General features: G+C 61.6%; 12 protein-coding genes and 2 pseudogenes. 9 read left to right on the top strand and 5 right to left on the bottom strand.

Annotation, left to right across the window (positions count from 1 at the left end):
* Positions 1-54: 54 nt before the first annotated feature.
* From USDA257_RS09840 to USDA257_RS37670, 4 genes and pseudogenes are all read left to right on the top strand, one after another.
* Complete coding sequence (locus USDA257_RS09840; protein ID WP_014762784.1) at positions 55-792, top strand: SDR family oxidoreductase; 738 nt, start codon at positions 55-57, stop codon at positions 790-792.
* Between the two features lie 29 nt (positions 793-821).
* Positions 822-1,034 (top strand): tautomerase family protein, encoded by a 213-nt coding sequence (locus tag USDA257_RS09835; protein ID WP_014762783.1) that lies wholly within the window; start codon positions 822-824, stop codon positions 1,032-1,034.
* 42 nt (positions 1,035-1,076) lie between these two features.
* On the top strand, positions 1,077-2,072 hold the full coding sequence (locus USDA257_RS09830) for an MBL fold metallo-hydrolase (protein ID WP_014762782.1): 996 nt from the start codon (positions 1,077-1,079) through the stop codon (positions 2,070-2,072).
* A 25-nt stretch (positions 2,073-2,097) separates the two neighbouring features.
* A pseudogene (locus tag USDA257_RS37670) lies at positions 2,098-2,311 on the top strand (aldo/keto reductase); the annotation flags it as partial.
* Positions 2,312-2,406: 95 nt separating this feature from the next.
* Here USDA257_RS37670 and USDA257_RS09825 read toward each other — a convergent pair.
* Positions 2,407-2,862, bottom strand: coding sequence for an Rrf2 family transcriptional regulator (locus USDA257_RS09825; protein ID WP_014762781.1), 456 nt, complete (start codon positions 2,860-2,862; stop codon positions 2,407-2,409).
* 85 nt (positions 2,863-2,947) lie between these two features.
* Between USDA257_RS09825 and USDA257_RS09820 the strand changes: the two genes are divergently transcribed.
* Positions 2,948-3,727, top strand: a complete 780-nt coding sequence (locus USDA257_RS09820; RefSeq protein WP_014762780.1) for a class I SAM-dependent methyltransferase — start codon at positions 2,948-2,950, stop codon at positions 3,725-3,727.
* Between the two features lie 198 nt (positions 3,728-3,925).
* Positions 3,926-4,431: pseudogene (locus tag USDA257_RS33780) on the top strand (nucleoside kinase).
* Positions 4,432-4,785: 354 nt separating this feature from the next.
* Here the strand turns inward: USDA257_RS33780 and USDA257_RS09815 are convergent.
* From USDA257_RS09815 to USDA257_RS09800, 4 genes are all read right to left on the bottom strand, one after another.
* Positions 4,786-5,433, bottom strand: a complete 648-nt coding sequence (locus USDA257_RS09815) for a glutathione S-transferase family protein (RefSeq protein ID WP_014762776.1) — start codon at positions 5,431-5,433, stop codon at positions 4,786-4,788.
* 96 nt (positions 5,434-5,529) lie between these two features.
* Positions 5,530-6,183 (bottom strand): TetR/AcrR family transcriptional regulator, encoded by a 654-nt coding sequence (locus USDA257_RS09810; RefSeq protein ID WP_014762775.1) that lies wholly within the window; start codon positions 6,181-6,183, stop codon positions 5,530-5,532.
* Between the two features lie 144 nt (positions 6,184-6,327).
* Positions 6,328-9,432 carry an efflux RND transporter permease subunit gene (locus tag USDA257_RS09805; RefSeq protein WP_041414053.1) on the bottom strand — a complete coding sequence of 1,035 codons (3,105 nt, stop codon included), beginning with the start codon at positions 9,430-9,432 and terminating at the stop codon, positions 6,328-6,330.
* Positions 9,429-10,544 carry an efflux RND transporter periplasmic adaptor subunit gene (locus USDA257_RS09800; protein ID WP_041414052.1) on the bottom strand — a complete coding sequence of 372 codons (1,116 nt, stop codon included), beginning with the start codon at positions 10,542-10,544 and terminating at the stop codon, positions 9,429-9,431. Before USDA257_RS09800 ends, USDA257_RS09805 begins: the two co-directional genes overlap by 4 nt.
* Before the next feature lie 99 nt (positions 10,545-10,643).
* Here USDA257_RS09800 and USDA257_RS09795 point away from each other — a divergent pair, with 99 nt between their 5' ends.
* The 3 genes from USDA257_RS09795 to USDA257_RS09785 all read left to right on the top strand — a co-directional run bounded on the left by USDA257_RS09795 (position 10,644) and on the right by USDA257_RS09785 (position 14,232).
* Positions 10,644-11,228 carry a TetR/AcrR family transcriptional regulator gene (locus tag USDA257_RS09795; RefSeq protein WP_041414051.1) on the top strand — a complete coding sequence of 195 codons (585 nt, stop codon included), beginning with the start codon at positions 10,644-10,646 and terminating at the stop codon, positions 11,226-11,228.
* A gap of 225 nt (positions 11,229-11,453) precedes the next feature.
* A complete protein-coding gene (fabF, locus tag USDA257_RS09790) occupies positions 11,454-12,758 on the top strand; it encodes a beta-ketoacyl-ACP synthase II (protein WP_014762772.1) in 1,305 nt (434 codons plus the stop codon).
* On the top strand, positions 12,751-14,232 hold the full coding sequence (locus USDA257_RS09785; protein ID WP_223843412.1) for an adenylate/guanylate cyclase domain-containing protein: 1,482 nt from the start codon (positions 12,751-12,753) through the stop codon (positions 14,230-14,232). The genes fabF and USDA257_RS09785 overlap by 8 nt, the downstream gene beginning before the upstream one ends.
* The last annotated feature ends 207 nt before the right edge of the window (positions 14,233-14,439 follow it).

Below are 14,439 nucleotides of genomic sequence, written 5' to 3'. Positions count from 1 at the left end.
ATTATCCCGCCTCCAAGTTTCGCTACTTCCTTGCCTAGCAACGGAGGTCAAGAAATGAGGCTGAAAGACAAAACCGCAATCGTGACCGGCGCCGGCAAGGGCATCGGCGCGGCAATCGCACGACGGTTTGCCCATGAGGGTTGTGCTGTTGCGGTGAACTATGCGCGCGATGAGGCTGCTGCCCGTCAGGTCGTGCAGGACATCGAGCAGGCGGACGGCAAGGCGGTTGCGGTACAGGCTGACGTCGGCGATCCGGCCGGCATGCCCGCGCTGTTCGATGCGGCTGAAGCCGCGTTCGGCCCGGTCGATCTACTGGTCAACAATGCAGGCATGATGCGGCTCTCACCTGTAGCCGACGCGACGGACGCGGACATCGAAGACCACTGCAGCATCAATCTCGCCGGCACGTTCCGCGGCATGCGCGAAGGCGCCAAGCGGCTGCGCGATGGCGGGCGGATCATCAGCGTGTCCTCAAGCGTGGTGGGCTTCTACCAGCCCGGTTACGGATTGTATGCCGCGACGAAAGCGGGGATCGAGGCGGTGACGCACGTGCTTGCCAAGGAGTTGGGCCCACGCGGGATCACCGTGAACGCAATCGCGCCCGGCCCGGTCGAGACCGATTTCTTCATGCGCGGCAAGTCTGAGGAACTGGTCGCCAGCATCACGCGGATGATCCCGCTCGGCCGCCTCGGCCGTCCCGACGACATCGCCAACGCCGTCGCTTTCCTGGCTGGGCCGGAAAGCGGCTGGATCAACGGTCAAACCATCCGCGCCAATGGCGGCGCGGTCTAATCGCAACCCTCAAATCCAAGGAACACACCATGCCTTTCGCGAACTACAAACTGCCCCAGGCCTCGCTTTCGACGGCGCAGAAGGAAGACCTGATCCACAAGACGACCGAACTCATGGTCGGCTATTTCGGGGAGGTCGTGCGTCCGACCACGATGGTCCTGATCGAGGAAGTGTCCGATGGCGGATACGGACGTGCGGACGAAGTCTTCGTCATGCCGGACGAGTACCGGGCAAAGGACTGACGCCGTATCGATAGAGAGCTGCTGAACACAGGGAGACATGTGATGGAGACTGAAAAGACAGGATACACAGACAGACGCGATTTGCTGAAGCTGACGGTCTTGGCTGGACTGGCGGGAATGGTTCCGATCCGCGCAAGCGCCCAAGGGCAGGACATCTTGCAACCGCCCGCGCGGCCCCTGCCAACCGTGGATACACGTTTTCCGGCGGAGATGGCGCCAGGTGTCTTTCTTGTGCCCGACAAGCGCATCCCGCTCGTTCCGAATATCGGGATCATCGTCGGCACGGAAAGCGTGATGGTGATTGATTGCGGTCTTGGTATCGAGAGCGCCGAGAACGTCCTGCGCTTGGCGCGAGAACTCGCACCGGGACGCCGGATCATCCTGACGGTCACCCACGCCCATCCGGAACACGGCTTCGGTGCCCAAGTGTTCAGGAACGACGCACGCATCTACTACAACAGCGCGCAACGGGACTATTTGCAGCGCTCAGGTCAAACCTTGTTGGACGGCTTCAGAGCGGGCATTCTGCCGGAAGGGCAGAAGCATCTGCTTGACGGGATTAAACTGACGCCACCGCATGAGACATACGACACCGCGGAGACCGTGATCGATCTCGGTGGTCGTGAAGTCCGGTTTCGGACTTGGGGCACCGCCCATTCTCCGGGGGATCAGATCCTCTTCCTGCCCCAGGAGCGCATCCTGTTCGCGGGAGACCTTCTCGAAGAGCGGATGTTTCCGATCGTCCCGTTCTTCCCGCCTATGATCGGTGCCGGCGACATTGACGTTGCAAAGTGGGAAACCGCTCTCAACGATATGATGCGGTTGCAGCCGCGCCTCATTGTGCCGGGACACGGAAATCTCGGCGGCGCCGAGCTTCCTGAGGCCGTGCTTGGCTATTTCCAAACGGTGCGTGGAATGCCCGCCGAGGCCGGTCCCCAGACCGCCAAGCTTCCGTCGCTCCTTCGCGCGCGTTATGCAACATGGGAGAATCCGGAGTTCATTTCGCCAGCACTCCGATACTTTCAGCAGAGAGCCTAATCAGCAACTGCTGTAACAAGGGAATGGCGTCTCGCCGATGCAGATAGCGCTGGCATGGCTCCTCGCCCCGCTCGCCCAGCATCTTATCGATGCCGGGCACCTCGAGCCCCGTACAGCTGCGCGAGAGCCTGGCCGCGGCCGACCTTTCACTGCCGCAGGAATGCTATCGCGGATCGGTGAAGCGATTCAGCAGGAGGTGGGTTAGGCGAAGGACCTATACGGGCTCACCTGCGGAATGAATGACCGCTATCAGGCGGCGATACCCAGCATTCGAACTTCCGAAATGAAGGCGCATTGCGGACACGCGTAAAGTGTATCCCGCCTGCTAGTATGCTTAGGTTTGCTTCGGCGCCCGCGCCTCAATCGCCCGAGTACAACGCATGTCGAAGCGTTTGGCGAGTTCCGCCAGGCTGACCTCCCCGAGACGGCTGATCAACAATGCCTCAGCCTCACGCATGGCGCCTTCGACCGCCTCGTTGACGATCTTCTCGACGGCGCAGTCGGGGTTGGGATGCTCGCTACCGATGGCGAAGATGCGCGGACCTCCCACTGCCCGATGAACATCGAGCAGCGACACTTTCGTCAGGTCCATGGCGATCGACCAACCGCCGCCATGCCCTTTCTCCGATCGCACATAACCCGCTTTACGCAGGCCTGCCATCGTACGGCGTACAACCACCGGGTTGGTCCCAAGCATGCGCGCGACCACCTCGGACGTCATAGGTCCATCGTGGCGTGCCATGTGGAGCAACACATGGAGCATGCGGGAAAGGCGGCTGTCGTTGCGCACGGTTTCATCCTTGCACGGTGGAGTGGATTGGCAGCATCGGCAATTCACGTTACATTAAATGTTACATGATTCGTAGAGGCGTGACATGCGTGAATTTGAGAACCCCGATCATTGGGATACTGCCGCTCTGCACTACGAGAAGACCGCGCACCCCTTCACTGCGCGCTATGCCGAAGCGGCGTTGGCACGCGTGCCGCTGACCCCGGAGGCTCGAGTCCTGGATGTCGCGGCCGGCACTGGCGCATTGGCACTGGCTGCGGCGCGCACGGGCGCTCAGGTGCTCGCGACCGACTTCTCGCCCGGCATGGTCACCCGCATCGCGGCTGCCCGACTGCCCAATGTGGAGGCGCGCGTCATGGATGGGCAGAAGCTCGACCTTCCTGACGCCGGTTTCGACGCAGTCTTCTCGATATTCGGCGTGATCATGTTCCCCGACTGGCGCAAAGGCCTCGCCGAGATGGCGCGAGTGACGCGTCCGGGTGGATATGGTGTGGTCGCAACCTGGCAGAGTCGTGGCGCGGCGACGTTTCTGCTGCTGGGCCAGATCCGCCAGACGCTGTTTCCTGACCTTCAGAGCATGGCGATGCCGGAAGCCGTCCAGGCGCTAAACGATCCGAAGGATTTCGCGCGGGAACTGATCGATGCAGGCTATCGGGATCCGCAGATCGATCAAGTCATGTATGAATATGAACTTGAGGTCGCGACACTCAATGAGCCCGACACATTGTTTGGCATGTCTCCGGATTGGACTAGCCTTTCCGATCAGGAGAAAGCGGCAGTCGTCGCCGAGGTCCGCAGAATTGCTGCCGATCGAGCGGTTCTGCCGATACCATCTACCGCACTGATCGGTGTCGCGCGCCGCTGAACATCGCGCGGCGGCGGCTGAACGGATGACTGCTTTCAAGATGGTGGCAAGTCGTCCTGAATAACGTATTTGAGGGCGCGTTCTGGGCGTGGCTGCACTAACGTAGCGGACGGACAGCTGACCCTGATCGCTCAGCTTGTGACCTGAGCACTCTGAGGTAGGCTGTCTTCTCACCCGATTGGAAGCCATGATAGACCTATGGGCATCAAGAACTATCTGATCGAAGGCGGTTCCGGCACTGGAAAAACGTCTGTCGCTAACTGGAGCGGCGGGGCTACCATGTCATCCATGGTGATCGGGTCTTAGCTTATGTCGGTGACCCCGAGACAGGCCAGGCACTCGCAGGCCCTCCCAAAGGCGCAGACCGCATCGCTTGGGGATACGCGCACTGGATCTGGCCCGCCGACAAGGTCCGGACCATTGCTGCCGACACCACCCATCCTGCCACATTCTTCTGTGGCGGCTCGCGCAATTTCCAAAAATTCCTGCACCTATTCGACAAGGTATTCGTGCTCGACATCGACGCTGAGACGTTGAACCGAAGATTAGATGGACGGCCGAATGAGCCTGGCTTCGAACCGGCTGAGCGGGCACTGGTACTCCACTACCATCATACTCGGGAACATCTCCCTGCCGGCATCACCATCGACACGGCGAATACCGTCGCACGTGTTGTCGACGATATCCTCGCTAACCTCACTTGAACCCTTGCAGCAATTGTGATCGGAAAGGGACACCCCGATTATTGCGGGAAAACCGAAGCCGCTTGAACCGGCCACTGGGCGTTGTCACTATCGTAGCCGACCGGCAGCTTTGAGAAAGACAACCCGGGTGGTCCAACGACCGTCTTGGGGGCGCAAAGCGGCCGTTGGAGAGGCGTGGCGGGAACGGCTGAACCGGGCTCAATCGAGCCGGCCGCCGTTATCGTCTCGATGGGCGATTATGCGGACTTTCAAGACGTTCGGATTGGCGGCTGGTAGGGACGAGTTCGGACCCAAAGCCGGCATACGCTAGGCGACGGATCAAAAACCGCTTCGAACCGCCAGAGCGGACCTTGGTCAGCCGGCCGATGCGGCGAAAACCGCCAACTGAGCGCCGAAAGCCCGCTTGTATGCGGGCCGCGCTTCGCCGCGGGCGACATAGGCGGAGAGGTTCGGATATTCGTCCAGTAGAGCCGATCCTTTCAACCTGAGCAGCACCGAAACCATCAGCAAGTCACCGGCGCTGAAAGCGCCCTCGAGCCAGTCGGTATCGCCAAGGCGGTTGGAAAGGCCGCTCAGCCGTTTCCGGATGTTGTCCTCGAGGACACGCAGACGGTGCTGGTACCAAGGCTCGTCGCGCTCCAGAATCCTGGCGACGTCGCGGTCGAAGATCGGAGGCTCCACCGTGTTAAGCGCGGCAAACATCCATGCGATCGCGCGCGCTCGGGCATTCCCGTCGTCTGGCAGCAGGCCCGCATGACGCTCGGCGATATGGAACACGATAGCCCCCGACTCAAACAAAGCGAGATCGCCTTCTTCATAGGTCGGGATCTGCCCGAAAGGATGAAGGGCGAGATGTGCGGGTTCCTTCATCGTCTTGAACGAAAGAAGACGAACGTCGTAAGGCTGGCCCACTTCTTCGAGCGCCCAGCGAACGCGCATGTCGCGCGTCAGACCCTTGCCGCGATCGGGCGACCGTTCGAAGGCGGTAATGGTAATGGTCAATGTTGCTCTCCATGTTTTGCGACGGGAAGACGCCCGGCTAGACGAGATTCCGACACCCATGCTCGAGGTAATTCTCGCGCTCAGATCAAATACAGCTCAGCTTTGTCCGCATCGTACCCGGTCAGTTCTCGTCGTCCGACTTCCGGATTCTGCCCTGTTGCCGAGAGCCTTCTGGACAAAGCGGAACTGCTCGCGCAGGCCCGCTTCAGTGTCTTCGCCGCGTCGAACGGAGTGCTCGATCAGAATCGGGTGGAAGAACGGCGTGAACGCGGTGTTGACCGCACGCGCTGTCTCGGCGGGATCTTTGACCTCGAACTCGTCCGCCTCCATGCCCTCGCGGATGATAGCCTCAAGGATCGTCATCATTCGCTTGTCATGCGCCCAGTTTTCCCGCACGGCCGTGGCAACAAGGTCATGCATGTGCTTTTCCTCGGCCAACTGCATCTTGTTGTAGTGGTGAACCGCGCTCAGGATCTGCTCGAGCTTCTCCAAGGCAGGCACGTTCCTGCTCGCGCTCGCAACGGCCACGTCTGTGGCCCGGTTCACAACCCGGCCGCAGACGGACTCGCTGATCGCATCTTTGGAAGAGAAGAAGCGGTAGATGTTGGCTCGACTCATGCCGAGCTCGGAGGCGATGTCGGCCACCGATGTCTTATGATGACCGATGCGGCGGAAATGCTCCTCCGCCACCTCCAGGATGCGCGCGCGCACCATGTCGGTAAATGTCCCCGGTCGGCCCGGATAATCCATGGATGCCTCCAGATTGGATGGAACGATCGGCCGGGCTCGCCCGGCGATCATCCGCAAGCGCTAAGATCGCATGGCTGGCCCGGCCTCGTGTTCAGCTAGGCCAGCGGGCGAGTACTCGAACCGTCTCCGCCCGACAACCGAGCCCTACTCGGCAGCCATTGCTATGCGCCCTTCCGGTTTTTCCGTCGGCTCCTCATGGAGCTCAGTCGGGTTGATCCGGAACCACGCGGCGTACAGCGCCGGCAGGAAGAGCAGGACCAGCACCGTGCCCACCGCCGTTCCGCCGATCAGCGTATAGGCCATCGATCCCCAGAACACCGAATGGGTCAGCGGAATGAACGCCAGCACGGCTGCGAGCGCGGTGAGGATAACCGGGCGTGTCCGCTGCACAGTCGCCTCGATGACCGCATGATAATCGTCGAGACCGGCTGCCTGGTTCTCCTTGATCTGCTCCGTCAGGATCAGCGTGTTGCGCATCAGGATGCCGGCCAGCCCTATCAGTCCGAGAATGGCATTGAAGCCGAAGGGCTGATTGAAGAGGAGCAACACTGGAACCGCCCCGGCAAGACCGAGCGGCGCCGTCAACATGACCATGGTCATCGTTGACAGGCTGCGGACCTGGAGGATGATGACGATCAGCATGGCGGCAATCATGGCCGGGAAGATTTTGACCAGCGCGACATTGGCCTTGAGCGATTCCTCGATGTTTCCGCCCATTTCGATACGATATCCGACCGGAAGCGAGGCAATCAGCGGCTGAAGCGCCGTCATGACCTGCTGTGAGACCTCCGGGGGCTGCGTCGCCTCATTGATATCCGATCGGATCGTGATGACCGGAGTGCGATCGCGACGTTTCAGAATCGGTTCCTCAAAGCGGATTTCGGAATGGCCGATCTGATCGAGCGGAACCTGTCGGCCGTCCCTGCTCATCAGCGAGAAATCGGCCAGCTTCGCCGGATCGAGGCGACTCTCGCCAGCACTGCGTGCGACGACAGGCACGTTGCGGATGTTCTCGCGAACCTGCGTCACCGGAATGCCGCTCAGCAGCAACTGCATCTGCTGGGCTGCCTCGGCCGGCGAAAGGCCGATGAGGTTCAGCCGATCCTGGTCCGGGATGAAACGAAGCACAGGCGTACGATTGCCCCAGTCGCGGTTTGCCTGACGGACGTCCGGCACGCCTTTCATGATGTCGAGGGCCTTCTCGGAGAGCTGGTACAATTGCGCAGGATCCGGCCCCATGATGCGAAACTCGACCGGAAACGGCGTATACGGACCGAACACCAACTGGGTGACACGGACGTAGGCTTCGGGAACCAGTCCGTCGGATACGGCACCCCGAAGGCGCTGCTTCAAAGCCTCGCGCGCGTGCGAGTCAGGAGTGAGCACGACGATCTTGGCGAAGGCGGGATCAGGCAATTCCGGCGCCATCGCGAAAAAGAAGCGGGGAGCGCCCTGTCCGACATAGCTGGTGACGATGTTTGCCTCGGGCTGTTCCTGCAGCCAGCGTTCGAGTTTCTTGACCGTGGCGGTCGTCGTCTCGATACTGGTGCCTTCGGGCATGCGGACTTCGACCAACACCTCGGGACGATCCGACGTCGGGAAGAATTGCTGTTTCACCCCGCCCATCCCAACGACGGAAAGCGCCATGACGATGCCGACGACAGCGCATGTCATGTACTTGTGGCGCACGGCAAACTTAATGAGACCCCGCAGGCGCCGGTAATTCGGCGTGTCGTAGATGGCGTGGTGGCCCCCCTCGACCGGCTTGATGTCCGGGAGCATCTTGACGCCGAGATACGGCGTGAAGATCACTGCGACGACCCATGAAACGATTAGCGCAAAACCCACGACCCAGAAGATGTTGCCGGCGTACTCGCCGGCGGTCGACCTGGCAAAGCCAACCGGCATGAGCCCTATGATGGTCACGAGCGTGCCGGAAAGCATGGGCGCTGCCGTATGGCTCCAGGCATAGGCGGCCGCCTTGATGCGGTCCATGCCCTCTTCCATCTTCACCACCATCACCTCGATGGCGATGATGGCGTCGTCGACGAGAAGACCGAGCGCCAGGATGAGGGCGCCCAGGGTGATGCGGTCGAAGAACCGGCCGGTTTCCAGCATGATGAGGAACACGACGGCAAGCGTCAGCGGAACGGCCAGCGCCACGACGATACCGACACGCCAACCGAGACTGAGCAGGCTGACGAGCAACACCACGCCAAGCGCCATGGCGAATTTCATCATGAACTCGCCGACCGCAGCATCGATGTTCACGGCCTGGTCGCTGACCTTGGCGAGCGTCATACCGAGCGGCAGCGTCTGTGCGATGGCCGCAGTCCTGTCCTCCAGCGCCTTTCCGAGTTCCAGACCGTTCCAGCCCTGCTGCATCACCGCGCCCAGCATGATGGCGGGCTCGCCTTCATGGCGGATGATGTACGTCGCGGGGTCTTCGTAACCGCGCCGCACCTTAGCGAAATCGGAGAGCCTCAACGTGCGGCCGGCAGCGACGATCGGTGTGTCGGCGATCGCCTGCACACTATTGTAGGCGCCATCGAACCGAATGAAGACCTGCGGGCCGCGCGTATCGATCGAGCCTGCCGGTGTGACGGTGTTCTGTCTCTGCAAAGCGGCAGCGATGTCCTGTGCCGATACGCCGAGAGTGGCGAGCTTGGCATACGAGAACTCGACGAAGATCTGTTCCGGCCGTTCACCGAGGATGTTGATCTTCTTGACGCCGGGCACATGCAGAAGATCCTGGCGGATCACCTCTGCCTGCCGCACAAGCTCGCGCATGGGCATACCCTTGGCCTTTAGCGCATAAAGGGCGAAGCTCACGTCCGAATATTCATCGTTGACGAAGGGACCGAAGACGCCAGAAGGCAGGTTTCGGGCTTCGTCCCCCAACTTCTTTCGAGCCTGATAGAACTCCTCTTCGACAGCCGTGGCCGGCGTGCTGTCTTTCAGCGTGACGGTCAGAAAGGCGTAGCCGGGTCGGGTCATTGTCTCGACACGGTCATACCAGGTCAGTTCCTGGATGCGCTTCTCGAGCGGCTCGGCGACAAGATCCTGCATTTCGCGCGCCGTGGCGCCCGGCCACACCGCCGTGACCGTCAGCGTCTTGATGGTGAAGGAGGGATCCTCTGCACGTCCCAGCTTGACGAAGGCATAGACGCCTGCGGCAGCCAGCAGAACGATGAAGAACAGGGTGACGGCTCGCTCGCGAACCGCGAGTGCGGAAAGGTTGAAGTTCATTGGTTGGCTACCTCTGCCTGAAGCTCGGTCCTGACGGGCGCGCCATCTTTGAGAAGATGGGCTCCGAGGGCGACGACCTGATCTCCAATCTTGATGCCGGTGACAGACGCGGTTTCTTCACCGAGCCGTTTGATCTCAATCGGAACAAAGCGTACGGTGGAAGAAGCTTGGTCAACAACCCAAATCCCCGTGCGGCTGCCGTCATTCAACACGGCGCCGACCGGCACCGCGACCTCCGACTGCCTTTCTCCGTTGAGGATTCTGATCGTTACCGTCGAACCGAGCGGCGCCGAGGCGGCGTCGCCGTCGAGCACGTAACGCGCTTCGTAGGTGCGGCTCTGAGGATCAGCGGCATCCGAGATCTGTCGCAGGCGCGCTTTTCCGCGCCGCCCGTCACTTCCATAGACACTTGCTTCGGCTTCCGACCCGATTGCGGGACGAACGGTTTCGGGAAGCGCGACCAAGGCCTCGCGGGGGCCGGCATGCGCCAGTTGAACCACCGTCTGTCCCGCCGCGACGACCTGTCCGGGTTCGCCGAGCGTCGCGACCACCGTTCCGTCCGCATCGGCCACCAGGACCGAGTAGGTCGCTTCGTTTTCTGCAACTTTGGCTTCCGCTTCCGCGGCGGCAAGCTGCGCCTCGGCCGTATCCAACGCCGCCTTGGCCTGCTCGTAACGTTGGGGAGTAGCGGCGACTCCGCCTTTGACAAGAGCGGCATAGCGCCTCTCGTCGGCGCTTGCCTGAACGAGGACCGCGCGGGCCGCGGCAGCCGCATTGCGCTTGGCAGTCAGCGCGAGACGCAAATCGGTTTCATCGATGCGCATTAGGGCCTGCCCCGCCTTGACCTGCTGACCGACGTCGACCAGTCGCTCAACGATCTTGCCAGGCACGCGAAAGCCAAGGTTGCTCTGCACCCGTGCGGCGATTGTACCGGTGAAGGCGCGCTCAGCTCTTTCCGGTTTTGTGGCTTCCACCAATTTCACAAGTGGCGCCGCGACGCGGGGATCTGCGGCCTCCGCGTCCCGTCCAGGCGTTTCGAAAACGAACGCAAACGCCGCGCCCCCGGCTGCAGCCACAAGGCCGATCGATGTGAGAAGAAATTTGCGGTTCATTTCAGATGACCCTTGTTGACGGGTGCTGCCTCTAATTAGATTGCGATCTAACTCTAACCATGCTATATATGTCAAGTGAAATCTATTAAGAGGTCGATTATGAGAGTCAGTCGCGCACAGGCGGAAGCAAATCGAGAAGCGGTCATCAATGCAGCGAGCCGGCTGTTTCGAGAGCACGGCTTTGATGGCATCGGGCTGAAGGATCTGATGAAGGGGGCCGGCCTGACCCAAGGTGGATTCTATAAGCAGTTCGAATCCAAGGAGGATCTTGCGGCACAGGCATCGAGGCGAGCGATGGAGCACGCGACCCGCAGATGGTCGGCTGTTGCTGCCGCAAGCCCTGATCCGCTTGAGGCCTTGATTGAGCTCTACCTTTCGATCGGACATCGCGAAGAGAAGAGCGACGGTTGTCCGCTGGCAGCGCTTGGCTCTGATGCGGCGCGTCAAAGTGAGGAGGTGAGACTCCCATTCCAGCACGGCATTCAGGCTCATCTTCAAATTCTCGACGAATCGATGCCGGCGGCGGAAAGTCCAAAAACCTATGACAAAGCCATGGCGATGCTGTCACTGATGGTGGGTGCCGTTACCATCTCCCGTATCTTGAAGGATGAAGAGATGTCGCACCGTTTTCTCAACGCGGCTGCCGACGAAGTTCGCCGGATGGCCTCCGCCGGGAAAGCATGAGATCCCCGCCATCCGTAGCGGCGTCATAGCAGTAGCCGCTCGCACACTGCCTTGCCGGATTTCGGTGACCTCGCCACCGACGCGTTAGTACCGAAGTTGCCCGTTCGGCCTGAATTGGGTTTGAGACGAGACTCTTGCCGAAGTGAATAAATGGCGATCGCACGTTGAGCGTCCGCACGGCGCGATCGCGCGCACCGATCGATCAAGATAACATCTGGAGCACACATGCGTCGTATCGTTGTTACAGGCATGGGAGCAGTTAGCCCGCTCGGGGCCAATGTGGCGACTTCCTGGTCTAGGCTCTTGTCTGGCCGCTCGGGAATCCGGCGGCTTTCGGACGATGTGGTCGGAGACCTTCCGGCGAAGATCGGCGGCGTCGTTCCCTCCCTGGAAGAAGATGCGGAGGCTGGCTTCGATCCTGACAAGGTTTTTGCTCCGAAGGACCAGCGCAAAGTGGATCGCTTCATTCTCTTCGCGCTGGCGGCGGCGGAAGAGGCGCTTGCCCAGGCGAGATGGAAGCCGGTCTCGGAGGATGGCCGCGCCCGCACCGCGACGATCATCGCTTCGGGCATCGGCGGGTTCCCCGCCATCACCGAGGCGGTGCGAACGGTCGATCAGCGCGGTGTCCGGCGTCTTTCACCCTTCACTGTGCCGTCTTTCCTGGTGAACCTGGCAGCGGGACAGATTTCCATCCGTTACTGCTTCAAAGGGCCGATCGGCGCACCGGTGACGGCGTGTGCGGCCGGCATTCAGGCGATCGGCGATGCGGCCCGTCTTATCCGCGCCAATGAAGCCGACATCGCGGTGTGCGGCGGCACGGAAGCCTGCATGAATGTCGTCAGCCTCGGTGGTTTTGCTGCGGCACGCTCTCTTTCGACCGGCTTCAATGAAACGCCTGATCGGGCCTCGCGCCCCTTCGATATGTTGCGCGACGGCTTCGTCATGGGCGAAGGCGCCGGCATCCTGGTCATCGAGGCATTGAGCCACGCGCTTGCGCGCGGCGCGAAACCGCTCGCCGAGCTCGTCGGCTACGGCACGACTGGGGACGCTCACCATGTCACGTCCGGTCCCGAGGACGGCGACGGTGCGCGTCGCGCCATGGAGATCGCCATTGCCCAGGCCGGAATTTCGCCGCGCGAGATCCGCCACCTCAATGCGCACGCGACCTCGACGCCAGTCGGCGACCTGGGGGAAATCGCGGCGATCAAGAGGGTCTTCGGTACAGACTCCGCCGTAGCCGTCAGCGGAACGAAGTCGGCGACCGGACACCTGCTCGGAGCTGCCGGCGGGCTTGAAGCCATCTTCACGATCCTGGCGCTTAGGGATCAGATAGCCCCGCCGACGCTCAACTTGAGCGCTCCTGATCCGGCCGGCGACGGAATCGACTTCGTGGCGACACAGGCCCGGCCATTGGAGATGGACTACGCGATCTCCAACGGCTTTGGCTTCGGAGGCGTCAACGCGAGCGCGGTACTCCGACGCTGGAAGGACAAGCTGGCCGGCGCGAGTGCCGGAGGATTCGGTGATTGAAGCGATGTCTCGTCCCGCTCCCAACCTCTTCGGACCTCCGGCTGACGAGCGGATGCGGCGGCAGCGGCTCGGCATCATGCTCGCCCGCGCCGAGCGCGACGGCGCCAGGCTGCAATACTGGGCGCGCTCGGCGTCGCTGGTTGCAGTCGGTCTCTTTTTCACCCTCTTCGCCGAGTGGACCGCGGCCCTCGCTTTGACGCTCTCAGGCCTAGTCGTCTTTTACCTGCTCGGCTTCTGCCACAACAGGCTGGTGAAGCTCGAGTTCAATCCATCCTGGCTGAGCTTTGTGGTCGGGACACTCGACATCGTGCTGCTTATTTGCCTTATCGTCGGCACCAATCCGTTTGAAGGAGCCGAGATGCCGCTGGCGATGCAACTGCGCGAGGGCTCCTTCGCTTATCTCCTGATCTCCGTTTGCCTCGCCGCGCTCACGCTGTCGCCGCGCCTCGCGCTCTGGGTTGGCGTTTCCGCGGCCGTCTCGTGGAGTGCGGCGGTCGCCTGGGTGATCGCGCAGCCGGGAACGCTTGTCGGCAATGCGCGCGCGATCGACATGCCGGTCGCCGAGCGGCTCCGGCTCCATCTCGATCCGAGGTTCGTCGACATCGTCGAGCAGAGTGCGAATGTCGTGCTCATCCTGGTCATCACCGGCATCGTCGCCGCGGTCGTCGCGCGCTCGCGGCGGTTGGCGGACGACTACATCGCGGCCGAGCGCGCGCGGATCAACCTAGCGCGGCATTTCTCGCCCAACGTCGTCGACGAGCTGGCGTCGACCGACGAACCGTTCGGGCCGGTCCGACGCCAGCACGTTGCAGTCCTGTTTGCCGACATTGTTGGCTTCACCGCCTATTCGGAGAACCATCCAGCCGAGGAAGTCTTTGAGTTATTGAGGGAGTTCCATCGGCGCATGGAGCAGGTGGTGTTCGACCACGGCGGCACTGTCGACAATTACATCGGTGACTGCATCATGGCGACGTTCGGTGTACCGCGGCCGGCTGACGACGACGCCGTGAGGGCGCTGCGCTGCACGCAGGCGATGGGTGCTTCGGTCCGGCAATGGAACGCGCGCCGCGCCGTCGTTGGTCTCGAGCCAGTCGACGTTCGAATCGGCTGCCAGTACGGACCGGTCGTGCTCGGCGCCGTCGGCAGCGAACGCAAGCTGTCGATCGCGGTCGTCGGCGACACCTGCAACGTGGCGAGCCGGCTGCAGGCGCTCTGTCGGGAACTCGACGCGGAGATCTGCTTCGGCAGCGACTTCATCGATGCGGTGCGCGGCACGGGAAACGAAAGCGCGCTTCGCGGCATCGTCGGCCGCGGTGCGGTGACCGTGCGTGGTCGCGACGAGCCGGTCCAAGTCTGGATTGTTCCTCGGTCCGACCAGGAACAGCCCGGCTTACCCTCCCTTCATGGAAATGGTGGCCCCAGTGCGGCTTTTGTTCCGGCTAGTCCGGCGCTCGCGATCGCGATGCCCGTCTGATCTCCTGCCGGTGGCAGATGTTGTCTGACTCGGAGTGGTGATCCTCGATAGACTGATGCTATTCGGGCGTTATAACGCGAATTGGTCGGGTACCAATCTTTGGTCTTGTGATCGCGCCTTGTTCGATCCAGCAAAATTACACTTGACATTTTTTATGACGGCTATCATGTATCAATTTACATGATGATTGTCATCAAAAAACCCGAA

Origin of the sequence: Sinorhizobium fredii USDA 257, assembly GCF_000265205.3 — a bacterium.
Classification (GTDB): Bacteria; Pseudomonadota; Alphaproteobacteria; order Rhizobiales; family Rhizobiaceae; genus Sinorhizobium; species Sinorhizobium fredii_B.
The sequence above is the reverse complement of the archived record's forward strand: the minus strand, read 5'-3'. Positions and strand labels throughout refer to the sequence as shown.